This is a genomic window from Acinetobacter tjernbergiae DSM 14971 = CIP 107465 (assembly GCF_000374425.1).
GTDB classification, from domain to species: Bacteria; Pseudomonadota; Gammaproteobacteria; order Pseudomonadales; family Moraxellaceae; genus Acinetobacter; species Acinetobacter tjernbergiae.
Genome location: NZ_KB894361.1, coordinates 76,993 through 99,663, shown reverse-complemented (window position 1 = coordinate 99,663; position 22,671 = coordinate 76,993). Strand labels below are relative to the sequence as shown.

Below are 22,671 nucleotides of genomic sequence, written 5' to 3'. Positions count from 1 at the left end.
GATCGTAAAACAAAGCATTATTTTAAACATAATGCTTTGTTTTTAAGCAGTTTCAAGTTACAAATAACCTAATAGGATTAGGATCAAGAGGAATTTCAGGTGTTTGGAAAAACGCAACGTGGTGTATCTGAACGACCCAACAAGCCCAAGAAACCACTTGTACCCAAGTGGTTAGGAATGCTTGTCGCAATTCTTGCGATCCTTTGTGTGGGTGTCATGCTGATGCTATGGCAACCTTGGCAACCCGTTCCCGCAAAGAATCAAGTCACATCTGAACACTACCAAGAAGAAGATACCAATAAAGACTATCGATTCTACGATCTATTACCTCAACAGCAAGTCACACCAATTCCTGAACAAGCAGTACCTGAAACTAAGCAGCAAGGTAGTGTCGTAATTATTGAATCACCTAAACCTGAAACAACAACCACAGAAGACCCAACCAATATCACCTCAAGTGAACAAACTACATCAACTCAAGCAAGCTATATTTTACAAGTACGTAGTTATCCTGATCCCGATAGTGCAGATGCGCGTCGTGCAGAAATTATTTTGAATGGTTTATCTGCCGATGTTATAAAAACCGTTGAGAATGGTCAAACATGGTATCGTGTTTTCTCTGGTCCTTATGATAGCCAAGATGCAGCACTTGCTGCTCAACAAACCTTGCAACATAGTGGTATTGATTCGATCGTGATTAAACGATAAATTGCTAGATCAGTTGATATTTTCAACAAAAAAGGAACGATTAATCGTTCCTTTTTTGTTATTGAGGATATTACGCACACTGTGAATGTAAACTTGCTTGTTCGGCCCGTTGAAATGCTGAACGCTGCTGAACACGTTGAACAAAGGCTTGAATATTCGGATATTTGCCATGTAAACGTTTTTGAATTGCAATCAGTGGGAATGCCATTTGAATATCTGCGAAAGAAAACTCTCCCGCGAAATAATCATGTTCTGCCAAATACTGCTCAAGATAGAGAATATGTTCTTTTACACGAGGACGAACAAAACCAGCTTTTATACCATTGGTAATTTTTTCAGCAACAGGGCGAATAACCCACGGAACATGCTTGCTTACATTATTGATGACGAGAGTCATCACCAACAATGGCATAAGAGAGCCTTCTGCATAGTGCATCCAATATGAATATTGAAGCTGATCTTTGAACTGCTGTGGTTTAAATTGTTGTGATTCATCATACTGTTGTTGTAAATAATCTAGGATAACAGCCGATTCAACAATGACCTCCTGATTATCTACCAAAATCGGTGCTTTACCTAATGGATGAATTTGTTTAAGACTTTCAGGGGCTGCATAACTAGGTGACCTTTGATAATACTCAACTTGGTAATCCACACCAAGTTCTTCTAATGCCCACAGGATACGGAATGAACGTGAGCATTGTAGGTAATGTAAGGTAATCATTTTTGTGCCTGCTTTTTTACTGTGTAACTGCGGTTCTAATCCCTCTCACAGTTACACTTAGAATTATGTTTCGCCCAAGCACAATAGCACTTTAGTCTTAAACAATCACGGTCTGTATGTCTAAACTGCGTAACAAAGTTTTAGTAACTGGTGTTTTGCTACATACATTGAGAAGTTTTTCTTGTAAGTCTTGTGAAATCGGTTGTTTAAATATTACTCGACGCTCGATTCGTTCCTGTTGTTCACGATTGGTGTGAAAATCGACTTCAACGCTAAACTGACCCAGATCAATTTGCTTATGCTGTGCATACATGCGTAAGGTAATCATGGTGCATGATGCTAAACTTGCAGTCAGAAAATCATAGGGCGCTGGCCCTGTATCATGACCTCCAAAAGATTCTGGCTTATCGGTAAGAAATTGATGTGAGCCACTTGTCACCTCTCCTTTCCACGGTTCGACTAAAGCCTGAACTTTTGCACTCGCAATCACACTCATTTCGACGCCCTCATTTGCTCAGGTAATACAGGTGCTTCGAGACGCTTACCTTGATAATCAGGAATTTCACCAAAACGGGGATCATGATTGATCCAATCTTCTCGTGCCTGCTGTAAATCTTGCATCGTACGTCCAACGAAGTTCCACCACAGCAAAATTGGCGATTCAAACGGTTCACCCCCGATGAGTAACACACGATGACCTTCAGTCAGTTCGACTTCGATTTCAGTGAGTCCCGTTTCCAACACCACCATATTATCGGCATTGAGTTCATGCCCATTTACCTGAGCAATGCCTTCAAGTGCCATAAATGCATATTCAAAGTTTGGATTGAGTGGAATACGAGTTTTAGTATTTGCTTGTGCAGTTAAGTCCACACCAACCAAAGGTGTATGTACTTGCACAGGAGAAACCGTATCAAGGAAATCCCCCACTAAAATGGTAAATTCAACCTGATCTTTAGTTACGACAGGTAGCTCTGGATAGTGTTCAAACTTTGGCTCCATATTGCGCTTGTCATCAGGTAATGCGATCCACAATTGCGCTGCATGCATCTTAGTTTCAATATCTGGTGCAACTTCAGTATGCGAAATCCCACGACCTGCAGTCATCAAATTCACCTGTTTAGGACGAATCAGCTGTTTTGAACCAAGGCTATCGGTATGCATCATGGTGCCTTCAATCATCCATGTAAATGTCTGCAAACCAATATGTGGATGCGGCCCAACATCTAAACCATCTCCCGCAGGGAAACTCACAGGCCCTGCATGATCAAGGAAACACCACGCCCCCACCAAACGCTTCTGACGACTCGGCAAGGCACGTTTAATGATTGTGCCCTTACCAATTTCCGCTGATCTAATCGTAAAGTCTTGAATAAATTGATTGATATAAGTTTTACAATCTTTTGAATCAGAAATATCGTAATCGTTATTATTGCTCATGATATCGCTCTCTTTTACCTATGCTATTGCAATGAGTTGTTTTACTGATCTTAACAATACAATCATCATTCAATATAGTCTTTTGGTAATACGCAGAGTGCTATCAATGAGACAATCTTTATTGTTATTCAACAGCCTGATATATCAATGTGGTGACATTTCCACAATAAGGTTTGTTAAGCGTCGAACAACAGGCAAAAACATGAGAACGACAGGATAGGCAATCAACCATGAAAACAGCCAACCAAATCACTAATCACCCGATAAACTGTTGCCAAACTCAATCGCTGTTGTTGTGAGTGCAATAGCTGATAAATTTGCTTAACGGTTAAGTCTTCTGTGTGCTGCTTTAATAAAGTCAAAATCGCAAGTCGTGGATGCGTTACTCTTAACCCAGCCTGTTTAATTTTCTGTTGTAGCTCTAACATCTTTCGCTCCCAACTTATAAACGTCCGATCGCAATCGCAGCTTGATCAATCTTTTCAGCAATTTGATAAATTTGTTCTTGCTGTAGATCAGCAATATTGAGTTTTAATCGTAATGCTGTTTTTAGATTTTCCATTGCTCGATGGATCTCTATCAGTTGATCGTTGTTATGGATTTCACGTCGAATCCGTAGTTTTTCCAACAAAGCTGCCAACATTTCCTGCTGATCTTTTAGATAAGTCTCGCCATATTCAGTGACTTGGTATTGCTTACGTTCGACATCGAGTAAAGAAATACAGTTCATTTCTTCTAAACTGGTGAGAGTTGGGTAAATTGTTCCTGCGCTTGGTGTATAGCCATCACCGACTAGATCACTAATTTCTTTAATAATTTCATAACCATGTTTTGGGTTTTGCTGAATTAAATGCAGAACTAACAGTTTCATACGTCCTGATTCAAATAAACGTCCACGACGACCTGTACGCTGATGCTCTCGATGGTGAATATCTCGTTCGCTTTCGTGATGGTGATCTGATTGATGTCTCATCTTTATTTTTCTCATATTGCACAATTTATGTATATTAAGATATATCTTAAACAATCTTATAGCAAGTTAAGATATATCTTTAAATTTTAAGATTCTGATATTTAATGAATTATTTATTTTTCAGGAGGAAAGTTAAGTAATAAAAAAGAGTGTTCAAGCACTCTTAAAAAACTATTCTCATAAAACTAACCTTGTTTTATTTCTCTCATTTAAAATTCATTTGCCAAAAGCTAAATTTGGCATCCAGCTTTAAACCAGTTCATTAAGGAATCACTAATTTTACTCATGTCATTAGGATCCATGCTGCCTTGATCTACGATAAAAACACCCGTCCCTAGAAATGGTATAAGAATTGATATTCCACCACTATCAACACCTATAGCTAAATAATCTTCAGCATACTTTTGTACTTCAAAAGTTTGATTTCTTTCAAAAACCTCATCAGGAGAATAAATAACTACGCCACTTTCAAATAAAAAACCATTTGAAAATTTTAATAATTCAAAATATATATCTGGTAGTTGTCTATGGAAATCTCTTTCAATTTTGGTTCTTATTTCATTTAATAGTGGCATAACCTTTAGACCTTAAAATTAGGTAAAACCAATCCAGCATATAAAATATTATATTCAACCCTCTATATACAGTTCCTTGAGCTAATATATTCACTATTATTAAAATCGTTAAGTAATAAAAAAGGACGCTAACGCGTCCTTTTCTTTACCAACTAACAGGGGAAAATTATTCCCATTCAATCGTTGCTGGTGGCTTAGATGACACATCATACACCACACGAGAAACATCTTTGATTTCGTTCATGATACGCGTTGAGATTTTATCAACTAAGTCATACGGTAAATGAGCGAAACGCGCTGTCATAAAGTCAACCGTTTCAACCGCACGAAGCGCAATCACCCATGCATAACGGCGACCATCACCAACAACACCCACCGATTTAACAGGTTGGAATACCGCAAATGCTTGCGCAGTTTTGTCGTACCAACCACTTGCACGAAGCTCTTGCATAAAGATGTCATCCGCAAGACGAAGAATATCAGCATATTCTTTTTTCACTTCACCCAAGATACGCACGCCCAAACCTGGACCTGGGAATGGATGACGATAAAGCATTTCGAATGGAAGACCGAGTGTCGTTCCTAAACGGCGTACTTCATCTTTAAACAAGTCACGAATTGGCTCAACCAATTCAAAAGCTAAATCTTCTGGTAAACCACCCACGTTATGGTGTGATTTAATCACATGTGCTTTACCATTTTTAGTTGCAGCAGATTCGATCACATCTGGGTAAATCGTACCTTGAGCAAGGAAGTTTACGCCATCAAGCTTACGTGCTTCTTCAGCAAACACTTCGATGAATTCACGACCAATAATTTTACGTTTCTTCTCAGGATCAACTTCACCTGCAAGCGCAGTTAAGAAGCGCTCTTCAGCATCAGCACGAATCACACGGATACCCATGTTTTTCGCAAACATGTCCATCACTTGTTCACCTTCGTTTAAACGAAGCAAACCATTGTCTACAAATACGCAAGTCAACTGATCGCCAATCGCACGGTGTAAAAGTGCAGCAACAACAGAAGAATCAACACCACCAGAAAGACCTAACAGAACTTTTTGATCGCCAATTTGCTCACGTAATTGTTCAACACGTAAGTCGATGATGTTTTCAGAATTCCAAAGATTACGACATCCACAAATATTGTGAACAAAGTTAGATAATAACTCAGCACCTTTCGCTGTATGTGTCACTTCAGGATGGAATTGAACACCATAGAAACGGCGTGCTTCATCACTTACTGCGGCAAATGGACAGCTTGGTGTACTTGCAGTAACAGAGAAACCTTCTGGAATCACACTGACTTTATCGCCATGACTCATCCAAACATTGAGCTTGTTGTCACCATCATTGAGATCACCCAACAATTGATCACGAACCAATACATCAACAGCAGCATAACCAAATTCATGTACTGTGCCTGGCTCTACTTTACCGCCTAATTGCTCAGACATGGTTTGTAAACCATAGCAAATACCTAAAACAGGTACGCCTAATTCAAATACTAACTGAGGCGCACGCGGACTACCTTCTTCATGTACGCTTTCAGGGCCACCTGACAAAATAATCCCGTTCGGATTAAATGCACGAATATCTTCTTCAGACATATCGTATGCATACATTTCAGAGTAGACACCTGCTTCACGCACACGACGTGCAATCAGCTGGCTATATTGAGAGCCGAAATCCAAAATAAGGATGCGATCTTCAGTAATTTGAGTATTGGTCGTCATAGCTAATCAGAAAGGCAAATGAATTAAGCGCCATATTCTAACATTTTTCACACTTTGGCGCATCGCAATTCATCATCTATCTTACTTTTTAACATCGCTTATCAATAAGCACTGATATTTAAACTAAAATTACGCAACATGCCCCCTATAAAAGAGAATGAAATCAAAAAATCTTGCCCATTCTGCTCAACACAAAACAAAAATTTGGTGCTAAGATGATGAGTCGAAAAGGTGAATTACCATGGAAAGGTATTCAATCGTCACTATCGTTTCCTTTTTGTGCAGCTGCACTATCCTTGGAAAAAGGACAATTAAAAGGTAACTAAAAGCCTAAAAGATATTGGTAATCTGCCAATATCCTAAAATATTTCACTATCATCTATGGCTTGCCCTTTATCACGAGCAACAATTAGGACTTGAAGGACCAATAAAATAATGTTTCAAGAAATGATTGCGGATTTTCAACAGAATTTCTGGTTATATATTTCAATCCCGTTTATTAGTGGTTTTATTGGCTATGTGACCAAAGTCATTGCCATTCAAATGATGTTTGCACCACTTGAATTCAAGGGGTTAAAGTTATTTGGTCTCCCACTAGGATGGCAAGGAATCGTCCCCCGCAAAGCGGAAAAGATGGCAACCATAGCCGTTGAGTTGATGACTTCCAAGCTGATCAAACCTGAAGAAATTTTTGCCAGACTTGATCCAAAACGTATTGCTAAAGAAATTGAAAAACCATTAATGGCTGCTGCCGAAGACATTACCCGTGAAGTTGCGCAACAATATCAGCCGGGTTTATGGGAAGGCATGCCTGAGTTTGCTCGTCAGAAATTGATTAAACGCGTTCAAACCAAAGCACCCGAGATTGTTGAACATATTATGACTGAGGTACAAAAGGATGTTTCCAAGTACTTCGATATCAAACATATGGTGATTAGCAATCTCCTCAAAGATAAACGTCTGCTCAATGAAATTTTCAAAAAAGTCGGCAAACAAGAGTTTAAATTCTTTAGTAACGTCGGCTTTGTCTTTGGCTTCGCTATTGGTGTGGTGCAAATGTTGTGTTGGGTAGTCACTCAAGGGAAATATCCTTGGATGCTGCCAATGTTTGGTGGATTTGTTGGCTTTTTCAGTGACTGGATGGCTCTACAAATGATGTTTAGACCACTGTATCCCAAAAAGGTATTGGGTTATACGTGGCAAGGTTTATTCATCAAACGTCAAAATGAAGTTGCAGCTGATTATGCAGCCTTAATTTCCAAGCAACTACTTACATCACGCAATATGATGGAAGAACTTTTTTCTGGAACTCATTCAGATAGAGTGATCGAACTTGTCAGCCGCCAAGTCAAGCAAGAGATTGATTTACAGGCAGGTATTGTTCGTCCACTGGTTGTTTATGCGATTGGTGGGGAAAAATACCAAAATCTGAAAGCAGAAGTTGCAGAGCGTATTTTAAAGCAACTTCCAGAAACCATGCGTTATGTAGAGTCTTATGCTGAAGATGCCATGAATGTTCGTAATACCTTAGTCGAACGAATGCAGAAGTTGAGCCCCGAAGAATTTGAAGGCATGCTCCGTCCTGCATTTAAAGAAGATGAATGGTCATTGATTCTTGTGGGCGCAGCACTTGGTTTTCTTGTTGGGGAAATGCAAATTCACTTTATGCTCTAAAGCAATACTATCAAAATCAAACAAGGAAGCTTCGGCTTCCTTGTTTTTTATGACTAGTGCATCTGCTTTTCAATTTTGATGACCTCAATATCGGTTGGCTTGTGACGATGAGTATCTACCTCTCCCACTAAGCGAACATGATCACCGACTTTCAAGCCTGCTTTACGCCAAATATCATCATCAACTTCAATGCTAATCGTGCCACTCTGATCTTTAAATTCGTAATGATCACTTTGCAAATGCTTGGTAATCTGCCCCGTAAGTGTCACACCGGTTTCATCAGCTAACTTAGCCACCTGACTCACAGTGACCACATGCTTTGCTGCCTCTTGAACAAGAACATGGTCATCCTTACCCGCCCATGTGAACGTTGATAATCCTGTTAGCACCACAATGCCACAACTCATCATCATTTTTTTCATTGTATATTCCATTCTGTCTTAACCTCTTATGATCTAAGCAGAAATAAGCCATGGTGTCGGCTTCAGTTTGTAATAAACAGTAAATTTTGTTAACACGCATACAAAAAACCCGCTGATCAAAGCGGGGGCAATTCAAATGATTTTTATTTTTCAATCACATGATCTAGACTCAAGCGACCTGCACCATGCAACATTAAGTAAAATAAACCACCCGACATGGCTAAGTTTTTCATGAAGTTAATGTGTTGCATTTGATCATCCGCACCATGAAAGATAAATGCGGTAATGATGCTAAAAACACCCAAACCAAATGCTGCAAAACGTGCTTGGAAACCAAATAACAAGGCTAGACCACCACCAAACTCAACCAAAATCGTTACAGGTAACAATACAGCTGGCACTCCCATTGACTCCATATAACCAGCAGTTGCGCCATACGCAGTTAACTTACCCCAACCTGCGATAATAAAAATATAAGCCATTAAGATACGAGCAACCAGTGTCACAATATTTTCGACACCTGATTGCGTTACGATATTTTTTACAACAACATTCGGATTAAACATGATTGGTTCCACACTGTTTATTTTTTAACATAGGAATAGTTTATGTATCTTTTATTTTGCAATAAACACTAGATTTGTGAATACATCGTTCCATATTTGCAACAAAATCACATTGCAATCTGCTCAAAAAATATATAATCCCATCATGTAAAGTTACCAATTAATTTGCATTTTATACTGACATTCTATAGTTGCACTGCTAGGATTTAGCTCAAATTTATACTGTTAACACCTTCATGGAACTCATTGATTTTATTCTGCACGTTGACGAACATCTTTTAGAATTTATTCGCAATTATGGTGTATGGATTTATGCCATTTTATTTTTAATTATCTTTGTTGAAACTGGCTTAGTGGTGATGCCCTTTTTACCAGGGGATAGCTTATTATTTGCTGCGGGTGCGCTTGCAGCATCAACTGGTGCAATGGATCCATGGGTACTCGGGGTTTTATTATTTATTGCAGCAGTCTTAGGCGACACCGTAAATTATCACATCGGACGTTATATTGGCCCGCGAGTATTTGAAACCAACTCTCGTTTTATCAATAAACAACATTTACTCAAAACACAGCAATTCTTTCAACGTCATGGCGGTAAAACCATTATTTTTGCTCGCTTTGTTCCCTTTGCACGAACATTTGCACCATTTGTCGCAGGTGCAGGTAGCATGAATTATAAGTTTTTCCTGACCTATAATGTGATTGGTGCTTTGTGTTGGATCGCATCATTTATTACGCTAGGCTATATTTTTGGTAATATGCCAATCGTCAAAGATAACTTCACCCATTTAATTTTTGGCATCATTATCATCAGTATCTTACCGGGCATTATTGGTTTTATTCGCCAAAAATTAAATGAGCGCAAAACCAAATAAGCTTCGATTAAAATAAACGAAAAATCATCGGTAACATACAAGCCAACAGTAACATTGCCGACCCTTTATATAAATGGTCGGCTTTGATTCGATGCGAACTACCAGTCAGCAATGCACGCCCAAATAGCATCCAAAAAATACTCACGGGTACAAGCAGTAAACTAAAGACTGTAAAAACCAATCCTGCATTCTCAATCGAGTTCCACGTTTCAGTGGGAAAAATACCCGCAGCCAAAAGTACTGTTTTAGGATTTTTGAGCGTCGAGACAAACAACTGTGCTTTTCTGATCTGTTGATGACGTTGATCATATTGTTGTAAGTGTGAACGTTTCCATAGATGAAATGCCATCCAAAGTACATAAACCAAACTGCCTGTATGCAAAATTACATCAATGGCTGACCAAATCGGTTCAAATAGATGAATAAACAGTGACCATAAACTGATGCCATATACATATCCCAACCATTCAACGGGGATAAAAATCATGGTTTTAAATAGTCCGTGTTGATGTGTTGCGCTCGCGAGTAAAGCATTGCTTGGACCTGGAATAAGTAACACTGCCAACATCGCCAAAACAAAAAACCAACTGTCAATCATAAAGATACCGAACCACTATATAGGTCGCCACCTTAAACGAATTTGGCGTAAAAATAAAATTTCAGAGGGAATACCTGTACGTAAAAATCAAAGAATACCGTACAGCCAAAAATTCAAATGATTGATTTTTATTAAAATAGGTTGAAACATTTTGCTAATATTTAGTGATATATCACTGTAATCATCAACAGTGATATATCTCTTTTGACTTATGATTTTGGACGCTGCTTGATAAGCATTGGACAACCTTTGAACTGTGCAGCTTGGACAATTGCGTCTTGCTGACCGAGTAGGTTGGCAAGTTCAGTATTCTTGGTATTCATCGACTGCCCCATATTCACTGAAATTGTTGGGGAAATTCCCCAACCACCACCTCTCGCCCAACCGCCGCCGAGCCCAACACCGACACCAACGCCTGTACGCTTCGCTGGTTGCACACCATTCTCGATGTATTGTTGAATACGATTATACTCTGCTTGCAACTGTTGACAGTTTAAAGCTTGGTATTGGGTTGGTGAAACATAAGCGGGTTTAACCGTCGATGCGCAAGCACCCAATAACATACTGAGTGCTAACACAGGCATCCAATATAAGCGTTTCATAAGATTCTCTTATTTTTTTGATTCAATCTCACCAAATAAAGTGACATACGCCAAGGTCAATTTATGTTCTGATGCCAAATGAATCAGGGGTAAATTCTTTTGATGTGATTCTTTCATCAATATCGATGGCGGTAACATGCTTGCTAAAACAGGTAAACCTTCATCTTTTAATTGTTGAACCACTTCACGCGGTAATTTTGCCTGAGATTGGAATTGATTCACAACAATTCCCTCAATCTCTAAGCGATCATTATGATCATCTTGGGTTTCGAGTACATTTTCAATCAAAGTTTGTAACGCACGTTTCGAAAACACATCACAGTCAAATGGAATCAAGACACGATCTGCGGAAATTAATGCAGACAAGGTAAAGAAATTAAATGCAGGTGGCGTATCAATGAAAATACGATCATAACGCGCACTGAGTGACTGAATCGAATCACGCAATTTATAGATTTTATGTTTGCTTTCTAAAGCATGTTCTAGCGCACCAAGGCTTGGGCTGGCAGGAATCACATCTAAATTTTCAAAAGATGTTCGGTGAACATAACTCTCTAAACCTTTGCCTCGTGGTGATTTTAGGATCGAACCGATGGCATTACTAATTAATCCCTTCTGCTGCGTGCTGCCTAAAATATCATCAAAGAAATTCTCAATGTTTGGCTCTAATGCGGCTTTATCCGCAGAATATGTTGCATCTTCACCTAAAAGGTATTGGCTTGAGTTTGCTTGTGGATCAAGATCAATCACCAAAGTTCTTAAACCTTGCTTAGCACTAATTGCAGCTAAGTTGACTGTAATACTTGATTTCCCCACACCACCTTTTTGGTTAAACACCACACGAGTTAACATGATTTCCCTCTACAATATTTTTGTAAACTGCACGCAGTTTAACTTAGTGCCAAAACAATTACTAAAACAATGTCAAACAATTACGCAAAAACAGGTTTAATAATCACTAAGCCAACAATACCTGCCAATGCGACTGTACCGATCAACAAACCAGCACGGCGCTGTTGCAATAACACACTGCTGTCTTTTTTATAGGTTTTGATCAAAGATGACCACAATACAAAAAACAAAATCACTTTGGCATAAAACCAAGGTGCTACGTCAAAGTTCTTCATCACGACTAAAATAGCCCCTGTCAAAATAATCAGGGTCAGCGACAAATGTTGTAAACCGACGAGACCTTTAAAACCCTTTGGATTGGGTTGTTGGTTTTGCACACCTATAAATAAAGTCGCTGCACGGAGAACAAAAGCAATGATCAACAAGCTCACTGCGGACATGTGAATAATTTTGGTGAGTAAATGTGCGTCCATGATCAATCCTTAACTTTTAGGTGCATGCGCGCATTCAGGACTTGCAGGTGCTTGCCCTTGCCATTCACTTGCCACATAAGCATGAATCGCTAAAGCATGGATTTTCCCAGGATTCATTAACTCAGTCGCAACAGCATAGATTTTTTGATGACGCTGTACCAAACGTAAGCCCTGAAATTCATCACTCACTACAATCACTTTAAAGTGTGATTCTTTACCAGGAAAATAACCACCATGCCCTGCCGACTCATTGATAACTTCAAGATGGGTAGGTGCTAAAGTTTGCAAACGTTCAATCAACTGTTGTTCTAAGTTCATCAGTCACTCTATTAAGGTCAGATTGAGATAGCCCATTAGTATACATGACCCGACCTCTAGAGAAAATTTTGTACAAAATTTTGCCTTTCCGCTTTTTAAAAGCGCAGAAATGCTTTTATTTTATGCAATTAATCATTTTCTTTGCATAAAATTATTGACCCTATTTTTGCATAATGTATTATACACGGCATGCGGGAATAGCTCAGTTGGTAGAGCATAACCTTGCCAAGGTTGGGGTCGGGAGTTCGAGTCTCCTTTCCCGCTCAAATTTTTTAGTGTAAGTTTTAGTAAAAACTGCTCGATAAGCGGGAATAGCTCAGTTGGTAGAGCATAACCTTGCCAAGGTTGGGGTCGGGAGTTCGAGTCTCCTTTCCCGCTCCAGATTCAAAAAAAACCCTAATCGAAAGATTAGGGTTTTTTTCTTGCCTAAATTTAAGCAATCATCAATAACGACAATAAAAAAGGTGTTTCCATCTGCATAGAAACACCTGTGTTTTTATTTAAACCAACATATCAAACTAAGCACCAGACTTTTCCTGTAATCGGCGCATTCTTGGTTTATACAGCACACGATAGGTCACACTTAAAATCACAATCCAAACGGGGCTGACATACAAGGCTTTCAATGTATCGGGTTCAAGTGCCAAAATCACTAAAGTAAACATCAGGAAGGCGATCACGACGTAAGACATGAATACCCCACCCGGCATTTTAAAGGTCGATTGAGCATGTAATTCTGGGCGTAACTTACGATAGCGGATATAGCACACCATAATCAGACTCCATACACTGATAAATAGAATCACACATAGAGAGCTTGCTAAAGTGAACGCTTCAATCGTATTGGGAACGAAGTATTGCAGTACCGCACCCCCCATAATGAAAACACAAGAGAAAATTAAACCATTGGCTGGAACAGCACTTTTTGATAAGCGACCAAAAGCATTCGGAGCCTGACCATCTTTAGATAAACCAAACAGCATCCGACTGGTCGAGAACACCCCACTATTCATGGATGACATCACCGACGATAACACCACAAGATTCATGATAATCGCTGAGGTGACAATTCCTGCATTTAAGAACAATTCAACAAACGGACTTTTATCCGCACGAATATGATCCCACGGCGTCACAGACATCACGACCAGTAAAGCCAATACATAGAATAGAATGATACGAATGGGAATCGCATTAATTGCTTTCGGTAAGTTCTTATGTGGATCTTTAGTTTCAGCAGCAGTCGTTCCAATCAACTCGATACCCACAAAGGCAAAAACTGCAATTTGGAAACCTGCCAAGAAACCATCGACACCTTTCGGGAACATACCCCCATGCGACCAAATATTGCTGAATGAGGCAACTGTGCCATGCGGTGCGGTAAAATGACTGAAAATCATATAACCACCCACCGCAATTAATCCCATAATTGCCAAAATCTTAATTAAGGCAAACCAAAACTCGACTTCACCAAATAATTTGACTGTAAGCAAATTCAAAGCCAAGACGAATAAGACACAAGCTGCACTAATCATCGCCTGTCCGACTGGTGTAAAGGTCATACCTTCGGGCAGCCAAAAGCCCAGATAGTTAATCACCGCAGCCAAGTCTGCTATCCCGACCAAAACCCAACCGAGCCAATAGGTCCAACCCAAATAATAGCCTGCCCATGGGCCAATCAGGTCATGTGCCATATCCACGAAAGATTTGTACTGTAAATTTGCGAGTAATAGCTCTCCTAATGCACGCATCAGGAAAAAGAACATTCCTCCAATAATCATATAAATGAACAGAATGGAGGGGCCTGCGAGGGAGATGGTTTTGCCTGAACCCATAAAGAGTCCTGTACCAATCGCACCGCCGATTGCAATCAATTGCAAATGGCGATTGGAAAGTTTCCGTTGTAAGTCTTGAGGCGCTTGTTCGCCTTCTGACTGATTTTGAATCACCGTCATAATAAAAGTTCCTTTTTACTACTTCCTAAAATGAATCCGTCGCTAATTTATACGCTTATCTCGCGGTCTTTTTTAAATGACGAATTCATTTTGATTACTCGAAAGTACATATCTGAAACCGTTTGAGTGATTGCAAATACGTTACTTTTCTTGTTTTTAATCCTGTTTAAACAAAAATAAAGCCCATGGCTTTATTTTTGTGCTGCAATCACTGCAATTTCAATCAACCATTTTGGATTGACCAAATCCGCTTGAATGGTTGCACGCGATGGTGCAACGCAGTCTTTTAACCAATCCACATAGATCGCATTGACCGTAGGAAAATCCGCAAGGTCTTTGAGAAAAAGCTGGACTGAAAGTAAACGCGATTTATCACTCTTTGCTAGAGCAAGTAATTGTTCGATCGTTGCAAGAATATCTTTCGTTTGTCCTTCAATATCTAAATCTGCATTCTTAGGGACTTGTCCTGATAAATACACCACTTGATTAAAGACAGTGACAGCGCTCATGACTTCACTACTGTTAATCTTTTGAATATCTGAATGTGACATGGTTATTTCCTTATTCCTGACTCTTAAAGTTGACACGTGCAGTAACCCCACACATCAGTTCATAACCGACAGTGCCTGAAGCTGCGGCAACGTCATCAATTGCTAAAACAATTCCTGTACTCGACTTGCCCCAAAGCACCACTTCACTGCCAAGTTCAGCGTTGGGAACGGGTGTTAAATCAACAGCGAGCATGTCCATACTGACTCGACCAATGGTTCGGGTCCGAATGCCATTGACCAAGATCGGTGTCCCTGTTGGAGAGATTCGCTGATAACCATCGGCATAACCGCAAGCCACGATTCCAACTTTGATTGGCTGTTCAGCAATAAAATTTGAGCCATAGCCCACACTTTCGTTCGGGTTAAGTTGTTGGATCGCGATAATTTCGCTGCGTAGACTCATGGTTGGGGCAAGCCCCCAGTCTTGAATGCTATGCTTAGGATAATCGGGAGAACTTCCGTACAACATGATGCCTGCTCGAACGACATCAGACTGGACATGGGCTTTGTAACGTAAAATAGCAGCACTATTACAAACAGATCTTTCGCCTGCTAAGCCTTGAAGCATCACCTCAAATTCAGCGAGTTGATAATCAATACCTGTCTGCCCTAATCGGTCTCCATCCGCATCAGAGAAATGCATCATATGCGTTATTTTGGCGACCGAATTTAGACGCTTGAGATGTTGCCAAGTCTTAAAATACTGTTGTGGTTTGAAACCCAAGCGATTCATTCCACTATTCATTTTTAGAAAAATATCAAACTGTGCAGGGTAAATATGCTGCTGTACCCATTCCACTTGCTGTTCGTTATGAACAGTGAAACTGAGTTGGTACTGAACACAATCAAATAAGTCTTGAGGAGAAAAAATCCCTTCAAGCAACAGAATTGGTCCAGTCCAACCTAACGCACGCAGTCGTTTTGCTTCTTCAATATCCAGTAAAGCAAATCCATCTGCACTTTTAAATGATTCATACACACGTTCAATACCATGCCCATAGGCATTCGCCTTGACCACAGCAAAGACTTGACTTGTAGGTACTGATTTTCTCACCACCTCCAAGTTTTGGCGCAATGCCTGAGTATGAATAACGGCGGTAATAGGGCGAGGCATAATAAACTTCCTTGTACGCTGTAATTATGCTGCGTGTGAATAACGCTGAATGGACAAACCATCGGTACTAATATCTGGGCGATGATTCAGCACAAGATCGCTGATCAACTTTCCTGAACCACATGCCATCGTCCAACCTAAAGTGCCATGCCCAGTATTTAAAAATAGGTTCTTATACTGCGTTGCACCAATAATTGGAGTGCTATCTGGTGTCATTGGACGTAAACCTGTCCAGAACGAAGCCTGTTGTAAATCGCCACCAGGGAATAAGCCTTGAGTCACCATTTCTAAAGTGGCACGACGGTCTTCATTCAAACCCAGATTAAAACCACTCAACTCCGCCATACCACCGACACGAATACGTTGATCAAAACGTGTAATCGCAACTTTGTAGGTTTCATCTAATACGGTGGATTGTGGTGCGAGCGCTGGATCAACAATTGGGATTGTTAATGAATAGCCTTTGACTGGATATACAGGTAAATTCAGTGCCAATGGTTTGAGGAAATCACGAGAATAACTCCCAAAAGCTAGTACAAACCGGTCAGCGGTCAATACAGCACCATTGACCATGACGCCTTTGATTTCATCGCCTTCAACAATTAAGTTTTCAACATGCTGATCGAACTTAAACTCCACACCTAAATCTTGTGCGAGTTTTGCCAAAGCATTGGTGAATAAATAACAGTCGCCTGTCTCATCATTGGGTAAATGCAGACCACCAACCAACTGATCGGTGTGAGCTAAAGCAGGCTCTACACGTGCCAACTCTTGTGCATTGAGTAAATCGAAATCCACACCACATTCTTTAAGTACTTGAATATCCCGTTGCACCGCTTCAAGTTGAGCTTCATTACGGAAGACTTGCAGCGTACCGCTTGAACGATTTTCGTAGTTAATTCCTGTTTTTGTTCTTAAATCACGTAGACAGTCACGGCTATATTCCGCGACGCGCATCATACGTTCTTTATTTACAGCATAGCTTTGTGGATTACAGTTTTTCAGCATTTGAGCCATCCACTGTAACTGCCACATACTGCCGTCAATATTAATAGCTAGTGGTGCGTGATGTTGGAACATCCATTTAACCGCTTTAAAAGGAATGCCGGGCGCTGCCCATGGTGTCGAATACCCCGGAGAAATTTGCCCTGCATTGCCAAAGCTGGTTTCTTTAGCAGGTCCTGACTGACGATCAAGCACAGTCACTTGAGCCCCTTGTTGCGCAAGGTAATAAGCACTTGCTACACCAATCACACCACTTCCTAAGACGATGACGCGCATAATAGTCCCTCACACACACTAGTTTATTTAACTAGTATATTTTTGCATCAATAGTTTTTTTCACTATTTTTAGGCTTATAATCTAGGTAATTTCATGTTTTCGTCGTGAAAAAAGTGAAATAAAAGGAAATAATCTATGCGTAAATTAGACCGTATTGATCGCCTGATTTTAGACATTTTGCAGCGTGAGGGTCGGATTGCGATTAGTGAGCTGGCTTTACGTGTCAATTTGTCCACCACCCCGTGTTCAGAACGTGTTAAACGCTTAGAGCGTGAAGGCATCATCATGGGTTATTACGCGCGCCTCAATCCTGCCTATGTTGATCGTAGCCTTTTAGTATTTTTAGAAATTAAGCTTTCAGCCAAATCTGGCGATGTTTTTGATCAGGTTGCACGTGATCTGGTTGATATTCCTGAAGTGCTAGAATGCCATCTGATCTCAGGTGAGTTTGATTATTTAGTCAAAGCCAGACTGAAAGAAATGAGTGCTTATCGACGTTTATTGGGTGATCTACTTAAAAAACTGCCTGCCTCGGCCTCGTCACATAGCTATGTGGTGATGGAGGAAGTCAAAGAAGGCTTATACCTTGATGTCAGCAAATAAAGTACGCATGGTTCAGAGCGTACTTTAGAGCTAAAGTCAGAAGAGCTAAAAATATTTTAAGATCGAAATCTGTTTATTTTGATGCTTAAAATTTGAGAACCATTGCACTGCAGGATAAAGTGCAAAAGACAGTGCAATACTCATCAGCCACATCATCCACACATGGTCGACAGAAAAATAGTGTCCATGATTGAGACCCCAGATATTCACTGCAAGCACATACAGCAGTTTCAAGACATATAAATGCAAGAGATAAAAGAACATTGGCACAGAACCAAATACAACCAGTGGTCTAAACCATTGTTGTTGCTGCCAACGCTCAAACAGCACCAAAATAATCAGCCCAACACCAACATTCCATAAAATAAAAAGCAATGACGGTGGATATTTGGTCAAATTAAAAAAGCTCATGAGGCTTAGTGAAAATGCGTCAAAGTGCTGCCAAGGCTGATCGCCATAGATATTGATCAAACGTAGTACAATAAACAAACCGATACTGAACATAGCAATTGAAACCAAGTAGGTATTTCTTTGTTTTGCCGTATATTTTTGACTGAAAAAATGTCCCAAAGCAAAACCTAACAAAATCACGCCGATCCACGGTAAAACGGGATAAGAACTTCGCAATTTAATCCCAGAAAACTCCATCCAACCACGTTCATGTAAGATCAGCCAAAGTGTCTGCATCCAACTTCCTTCGGCAAAATGAACCGAGTCCAGTAAGTTATGCCCAAAAATAATTGCACATGCACTCAGCACAATTATCGGTAAAGGCAAGCTAATACATGCTGCCAAAGCCAACATGCTCACGCCAATTGCCCAAATGACTTGCAGATAGATGACCTCAGGTGGAAAAGTTGCAGTCCAAGCAAAATTAACCAACGTCAGCTCAAGCCCAATCAGAAATAAACCACGTTTGAATAAAAAAGTTCGCGTTTGCTGCACGCTTTGCGTCTTTGAATAAAACAAAAATGCTGAAATACCCGTTAGCAGTACAAAAACAGGCGCACAGAGATGTGCCAATAATCGACTTCCAAACAATGCAGGTTCGGTCATGACGATGTCCATCGGGTCACTGACCTGCTTATGCAGATAAAAGGTTTCCCTCACATGATCGAGCAACATAATCAGAATAACCAAACCACGTAATGCATCTATCGACTGTAAACGTTGCGTATTTTTTTCGACTCGCATAGTAAAAATAAACAAATTAATGTAATGTTATATTATTACATAAAATCTATTTTGTCTTTATTTGGCTGATCATTTATGCAATACAAATTCGGATTATGCTCATGTTTGGGGCTTGGTTTTATTTCCACTATGGCGTGGGCAGAAGATAAAACTGCTGCACTCGCTACCATCCATATTCAAGCAGATGCGACACAACCCAGTCATGAAACAAGTCCTGCAACCACGAAGTTCTCTCATGATGTAGTCGATGTCCCCTTTAGCCGTTCATTCCTGTCAAAACAGCAACTCGAACAACAGGATGTACAACGGATTGATGATGCATTAACACTGGTCAGTGGGGTCTTTCACCAAAATAGCTTAGGTGGAGGTTTTTGGGATAACTACTCAATACGAGGGTTTAGTACAGATCCAAATTGGGGAGCAGCCATGATCCGCAATGGTTTAAGTGTCAATCGTGGCATTAGCGCACCTAAAGATATGGTCAATATCGAATCCCTCGATTTCTTAAAAGGCCCAATGGCAGCTTTATACGGTCGTGGAGAAACAGGGGGATTACTCAATCTGAATAGTAAAAAACCACAATGGCAAAGCGAAAATGAAGTGAATTTACGTGCAAACAGCCTTGAAAAATACCGTATCAGTGTCGAACACACCGCTCCCATCAATGATGAACTTGCTTACCGTTTCGCCATCGCCCATGAGGACAACCAAAGCTTCCGAGAAAATGTGAGTAGTGAACGCTGGTTTTTTTCACCCCAACTGACATGGAAAATCTCAGATCAAACTCAACTTGATTTTGATAGTGAATTGACTCAACAACGGGGTACTTTTGATCGTGGTGTCAGCACCTTTCAGAAAAAATTTGTGATGAACCCCAAAACATTCACAGGTGAACCAAATGATGGTGACATGCGAGTGAAAGATCATTTCTATCAATTTCGTCTAAATCACACGTTCAATGATACGTGGACACTAAACAGCGCACTCAGTTATAAAGACGCGCAACTGGTTGGCTTCTCTACCGAACCACGCCGTATACAAGCCGATGGACAAACGTTAGAGCGTCAGCGTCGTTATCGTAATTATCAAAGTGAAGACCTACTGTTGCAAACTGAACTACTGGGCAAATTAGAACACTCATGGGCAAGGCATGAACTTTTAGTGTCCAGTGAAATTGGGCAACTGGATTATCGCCAGTACCAACAACGTCGTAATCACAGCGCAAGCAATCCAAATACCATCAACATTTACCATCCGATTTATGCGCAATATCTTCCAAGTCTCGCCCCCTTTACGGATACAGATGAACGCCAACGCTATTTCGCCCTCAATCTGCAAGATCAGATCTTTTTCAATGATCAATGGAGTGTGTTGCTCGGTTCACGTTTCGATCAGGTTGAGCAAAATTTTGAAAATCATCGAACCCAAGCTCAGCATAGTCAAACCTTGCACCAAGCCAGCCCACGTGTTGGGATTAATTTCAAAGTATCAGATCAATGGGCATTTTATACAAACTATGGTCATTCATTTGCCATGAATAGTGGCATGAACCGTAATGGAGGAAATTTTGCCCCTGAAAAAGGACGAAGCTATGAGATCGGGAGTAAATATCAAATCGATGACCAAAGTTTAGCCAGTGTTGCATTGTTTAAAATGCAAAAACAGAATGTCCTGACCACAGACCCAATTGATGCAAATTTTCAAACGGCTGCGGGAGAAGTGAGTAGCCAAGGCATCGAGTTCGATTTTAATCGTCAGTTCAATGATCAATGGTCATTCAATGCCAATTATAGCTACACCGATGCCAAGATTGAAAAAGACCAAGACTTAGCCAAGGGGTCTCGACTTAGTAATATTCCTCAGCACCAAGCTTCGATGACGAGCAATTATGAGTTTTTACAACAAGGCTCAACGAAAGCAGGTGTAGGCGCAAACATCAGTTATGTTGGGCAACGTAGTGGACATAATTCAGACAATGGTTTTAATTTGCCGAGCTATACTTTGGTCAATTTAAATGCGTATTACGCCCCTTCAGATCGCTTACGCTATCAGTTCAATCTCAATAATCTGTTGGATAAAATCTATTATCTTTCTAGTTATAGTGAGCTATGGATTCAACCTGGCGAACCGATCAATGCTTCAGTTTCAGCACAGTTTAAATTCTAATCCAACAGCCTTCAGCCTTCAGCCTGCTTGGTACAGGCTGAAGGTTTCAATATTAAAGTTATTCAGCTTCATCGTCATAGATATAGCTCATACAACCCCAACCATCGTATTCACCATCAAATTCTTGTGCAATACGCGTCATCCACTCTTCCAAATCGGCAATATCTTCATACTCAAGCATCATATTGATATGGATATTGAGTACCCACATATCCGATCCATCAGAATGTAGTTCTTCTTGATACAGCGAAATTTTTTGCTCTTGATGTAACAGGTGCAAGGCACATTTTTCAACTTGTTCTTGTTTCTCAAACACAATTGAAAATTCGACCTCGTGCGGCTCACTCAAGTCATTGCCATCTTCAACCATCTGCCATAAGACATTGCCATTATCATTTTCTGGAAATTGCTCGTAGTCGCGAGTCATATAAATATCCTTTGTTATGTTTTGATTTCATGATTGGCTATAGATTAACCTATTTTTATGTCAGTTTTTAGACCTTAACTCTAGATTAAATTTTATTTCCTGTAACACAATTTTTTAATTGGTCGCGTGCTTTTAAACCATCTTGCCATTCTGCTTCTACAATTTTTTTGCCATCTTTTTCAATGATAAAGTGCTCTTTTTCTAACATATTATCAAACAAGGCTTGTGCACTTGGTATCGCAAAACTGATCGCAGCATATTGATAGTTTGGTAATTTATAATTAAATACCCGAACTGTCTGCGCTTCACCTGTACTCTGTTTTAACGTGACTTGAATTGTTTCCGTTTTCTTTGGCTGTGGGATATTTTCGCCCCAAAACGTGAGTATCGCACCTTGGTACTCGCCCCCTGGCCCTGAAACTTTAATTAAACTCTCTTTCTTCCAAAAGAAAGCTGCACAATATTCCCCTTTTTTAGGATTTTGGTTGTCTTGAAAAAAATCCCAACCACCATTGATATAACGGTCATAGCGAGGATCTTGTGTCAATGTCACTGCTTGCTGGTTTTTTTGTGCAGTTAAATCAAGCATTCCTGTTGCAACTTGAAGTCTAGTTTGCATGGGATCATCACTAGAATAATCAGGGTATGATGCTTGTGCTTCATATTGTTCTTGTTGCTGCCAATAATATGCTTCAGCCGCTTCACGACCATAATCTTGCATTTGTTGATGGTGCTGTGCATTCATTTCACAAATATTCGGCAAATCAGAGCATGCCCATGCTGATAATGAGAAACTGCCCAAAACCCCAACCACGATTGCTTGAAGCAAATGCATCTTTATTCT

25 protein-coding genes, 2 tRNA genes and 2 pseudogenes are annotated in these 22,671 nt (G+C 40.1%); 7 read left to right on the top strand and 22 right to left on the bottom strand.

Annotated features, from left to right (window positions below; genetic code table 11):
- Positions 1-99 precede the first annotated feature (99 nt).
- The gene (locus C502_RS0108520; RefSeq protein ID WP_018678416.1) at positions 100-708 is read left to right on the top strand and encodes an SPOR domain-containing protein; all 609 of its coding nucleotides are present in this window, start codon (positions 100-102) and stop codon (positions 706-708) included.
- Between the two features lie 70 nt (positions 709-778).
- On the opposite strand, the gene C502_RS0108515 is transcribed toward C502_RS0108520, so the two are convergent.
- The 8 genes and pseudogenes from C502_RS0108515 to guaA all read right to left on the bottom strand — a co-directional run bounded on the left by C502_RS0108515 (position 779) and on the right by guaA (position 6,155).
- A complete protein-coding gene (locus C502_RS0108515) occupies positions 779-1,432 on the bottom strand; it encodes a glutathione S-transferase family protein (protein ID WP_018678415.1) in 654 nt (217 codons plus the stop codon).
- A gap of 97 nt (positions 1,433-1,529) precedes the next feature.
- Positions 1,530-1,928, bottom strand: a complete 399-nt coding sequence (locus tag C502_RS0108510; protein ID WP_018678414.1) for an OsmC family protein — start codon at positions 1,926-1,928, stop codon at positions 1,530-1,532.
- Positions 1,925-2,872: a pirin family protein gene (locus C502_RS0108505; RefSeq protein ID WP_018678413.1), complete on the bottom strand. Its 948-nt coding sequence runs from the start codon at positions 2,870-2,872 to the stop codon at positions 1,925-1,927. The genes C502_RS0108510 and C502_RS0108505 overlap by 4 nt, the downstream gene beginning before the upstream one ends.
- 144 nt (positions 2,873-3,016) lie before the next feature.
- Positions 3,017-3,115 (bottom strand): annotated as a pseudogene (locus C502_RS18835) (DUF2798 domain-containing protein); the annotation flags it as partial.
- Positions 3,115-3,300, bottom strand: a pseudogene (locus C502_RS18200) (transcriptional repressor); the annotation flags it as partial. The pseudogenes C502_RS18200 and C502_RS18835, both read right to left, overlap by 1 nt.
- Positions 3,301-3,314: 14 nt before the next feature.
- Positions 3,315-3,845 (bottom strand): PadR family transcriptional regulator, encoded by a 531-nt coding sequence (locus C502_RS0108495; RefSeq protein ID WP_018678411.1) that lies wholly within the window; start codon positions 3,843-3,845, stop codon positions 3,315-3,317.
- Between the two features lie 230 nt (positions 3,846-4,075).
- A complete protein-coding gene (locus C502_RS0108490) occupies positions 4,076-4,420 on the bottom strand; it encodes an SMI1/KNR4 family protein (RefSeq protein WP_018678410.1) in 345 nt (114 codons plus the stop codon).
- Positions 4,421-4,586: 166 nt separating this feature from the next.
- Positions 4,587-6,155: a glutamine-hydrolyzing GMP synthase gene (gene guaA, locus C502_RS0108485; RefSeq protein WP_018678409.1), complete on the bottom strand. Its 1,569-nt coding sequence runs from the start codon at positions 6,153-6,155 to the stop codon at positions 4,587-4,589.
- 447 nt (positions 6,156-6,602) lie between these two features.
- Between guaA and C502_RS0108475 the strand changes: the two genes are divergently transcribed.
- On the top strand, positions 6,603-7,829 hold the full coding sequence (locus tag C502_RS0108475) for a DUF445 family protein (RefSeq protein WP_171067624.1): 1,227 nt from the start codon (positions 6,603-6,605) through the stop codon (positions 7,827-7,829).
- A 53-nt stretch (positions 7,830-7,882) separates the two neighbouring features.
- On the opposite strand, the gene C502_RS0108470 is transcribed toward C502_RS0108475, so the two are convergent.
- Both C502_RS0108470 and C502_RS0108465 read right to left on the bottom strand, forming a co-directional pair.
- Complete coding sequence (locus C502_RS0108470; protein ID WP_018678406.1) at positions 7,883-8,251, bottom strand: NirD/YgiW/YdeI family stress tolerance protein; 369 nt, start codon at positions 8,249-8,251, stop codon at positions 7,883-7,885.
- Positions 8,252-8,394: 143 nt separating this feature from the next.
- Positions 8,395-8,817: a DoxX family protein gene (locus C502_RS0108465; protein ID WP_018678405.1), complete on the bottom strand. Its 423-nt coding sequence runs from the start codon at positions 8,815-8,817 to the stop codon at positions 8,395-8,397.
- 236 nt (positions 8,818-9,053) lie between these two features.
- Here C502_RS0108465 and C502_RS0108460 point away from each other — a divergent pair, with 236 nt between their 5' ends.
- On the top strand, positions 9,054-9,692 hold the full coding sequence (locus tag C502_RS0108460; protein WP_018678404.1) for a DedA family protein: 639 nt from the start codon (positions 9,054-9,056) through the stop codon (positions 9,690-9,692).
- 7 nt (positions 9,693-9,699) lie between these two features.
- Here the strand turns inward: C502_RS0108460 and C502_RS0108455 are convergent, their stop codons facing one another.
- The 5 genes from C502_RS0108455 to C502_RS0108435 all read right to left on the bottom strand — a co-directional run bounded on the left by C502_RS0108455 (position 9,700) and on the right by C502_RS0108435 (position 12,535).
- Positions 9,700-10,290, bottom strand: coding sequence for a LysE family transporter (locus C502_RS0108455; RefSeq protein WP_018678403.1), 591 nt, complete (start codon positions 10,288-10,290; stop codon positions 9,700-9,702).
- Positions 10,291-10,499: 209 nt separating this feature from the next.
- Complete coding sequence (locus tag C502_RS0108450) at positions 10,500-10,892, bottom strand: hypothetical protein (RefSeq protein ID WP_018678402.1); 393 nt, start codon at positions 10,890-10,892, stop codon at positions 10,500-10,502.
- A 9-nt stretch (positions 10,893-10,901) separates the two neighbouring features.
- Entirely contained in the window at positions 10,902-11,744 is an 843-nt protein-coding gene (locus C502_RS0108445; protein WP_018678401.1) for a ParA family protein, read from the bottom strand.
- Between the two features lie 80 nt (positions 11,745-11,824).
- A complete protein-coding gene (locus C502_RS0108440; protein ID WP_018678400.1) occupies positions 11,825-12,217 on the bottom strand; it encodes a SirB2 family protein in 393 nt (130 codons plus the stop codon).
- Between the two features lie 9 nt (positions 12,218-12,226).
- Positions 12,227-12,535: a BolA family protein gene (locus tag C502_RS0108435; protein WP_018678399.1), complete on the bottom strand. Its 309-nt coding sequence runs from the start codon at positions 12,533-12,535 to the stop codon at positions 12,227-12,229.
- 191 nt (positions 12,536-12,726) lie between these two features.
- On the opposite strand from C502_RS0108435, the gene C502_RS0108430 reads away from it, so the two are divergent.
- A tRNA-Gly gene (locus tag C502_RS0108430) sits at positions 12,727-12,799 on the top strand.
- Between the two features lie 41 nt (positions 12,800-12,840).
- A tRNA-Gly gene (locus C502_RS0108425) sits at positions 12,841-12,916 on the top strand.
- 137 nt (positions 12,917-13,053) lie between these two features.
- On the opposite strand, the gene C502_RS0108420 is transcribed toward C502_RS0108425, so the two are convergent.
- From C502_RS0108420 to C502_RS0108405, 4 genes are all read right to left on the bottom strand, one after another.
- Positions 13,054-14,490 carry an amino acid permease gene (locus C502_RS0108420; protein WP_018678398.1) on the bottom strand — a complete coding sequence of 479 codons (1,437 nt, stop codon included), beginning with the start codon at positions 14,488-14,490 and terminating at the stop codon, positions 13,054-13,056.
- 191 nt (positions 14,491-14,681) lie between these two features.
- A complete protein-coding gene (locus C502_RS0108415) occupies positions 14,682-15,041 on the bottom strand; it encodes a RidA family protein (RefSeq protein ID WP_018678397.1) in 360 nt (119 codons plus the stop codon).
- A gap of 10 nt (positions 15,042-15,051) precedes the next feature.
- A complete protein-coding gene (alr, locus tag C502_RS0108410) occupies positions 15,052-16,155 on the bottom strand; it encodes an alanine racemase (protein ID WP_018678396.1) in 1,104 nt (367 codons plus the stop codon).
- Between the two features lie 24 nt (positions 16,156-16,179).
- Positions 16,180-17,436: a D-amino acid dehydrogenase gene (locus C502_RS0108405; RefSeq protein WP_018678395.1), complete on the bottom strand. Its 1,257-nt coding sequence runs from the start codon at positions 17,434-17,436 to the stop codon at positions 16,180-16,182.
- A gap of 136 nt (positions 17,437-17,572) precedes the next feature.
- Here C502_RS0108405 and C502_RS0108400 point away from each other — a divergent pair, with 136 nt between their 5' ends.
- The gene (locus tag C502_RS0108400; RefSeq protein ID WP_018678394.1) at positions 17,573-18,040 is read left to right on the top strand and encodes an Lrp/AsnC ligand binding domain-containing protein; all 468 of its coding nucleotides are present in this window, start codon (positions 17,573-17,575) and stop codon (positions 18,038-18,040) included.
- Positions 18,041-18,085: 45 nt separating this feature from the next.
- Here the strand turns inward: C502_RS0108400 and C502_RS0108395 are convergent, their stop codons facing one another.
- Positions 18,086-19,234 (bottom strand): DUF1624 domain-containing protein, encoded by a 1,149-nt coding sequence (locus tag C502_RS0108395; RefSeq protein WP_018678393.1) that lies wholly within the window; start codon positions 19,232-19,234, stop codon positions 18,086-18,088.
- 75 nt (positions 19,235-19,309) lie between these two features.
- On the opposite strand from C502_RS0108395, the gene C502_RS0108390 reads away from it, so the two are divergent.
- Positions 19,310-21,400 carry a TonB-dependent receptor gene (locus C502_RS0108390; protein ID WP_023274517.1) on the top strand — a complete coding sequence of 697 codons (2,091 nt, stop codon included), beginning with the start codon at positions 19,310-19,312 and terminating at the stop codon, positions 21,398-21,400.
- A gap of 58 nt (positions 21,401-21,458) precedes the next feature.
- Here C502_RS0108390 and C502_RS0108385 read toward each other — a convergent pair whose 3' ends face one another.
- Together C502_RS0108385 and C502_RS0108380 are read right to left on the bottom strand one after the other, a co-directional pair.
- Positions 21,459-21,827 carry a ribonuclease E inhibitor RraB gene (locus C502_RS0108385; protein WP_018678391.1) on the bottom strand — a complete coding sequence of 123 codons (369 nt, stop codon included), beginning with the start codon at positions 21,825-21,827 and terminating at the stop codon, positions 21,459-21,461.
- An 85-nt stretch (positions 21,828-21,912) separates the two neighbouring features.
- Entirely contained in the window at positions 21,913-22,662 is a 750-nt protein-coding gene (locus C502_RS0108380; RefSeq protein WP_018678390.1) for a hypothetical protein, read from the bottom strand.
- Positions 22,663-22,671: the final 9 nt, after the last annotated feature.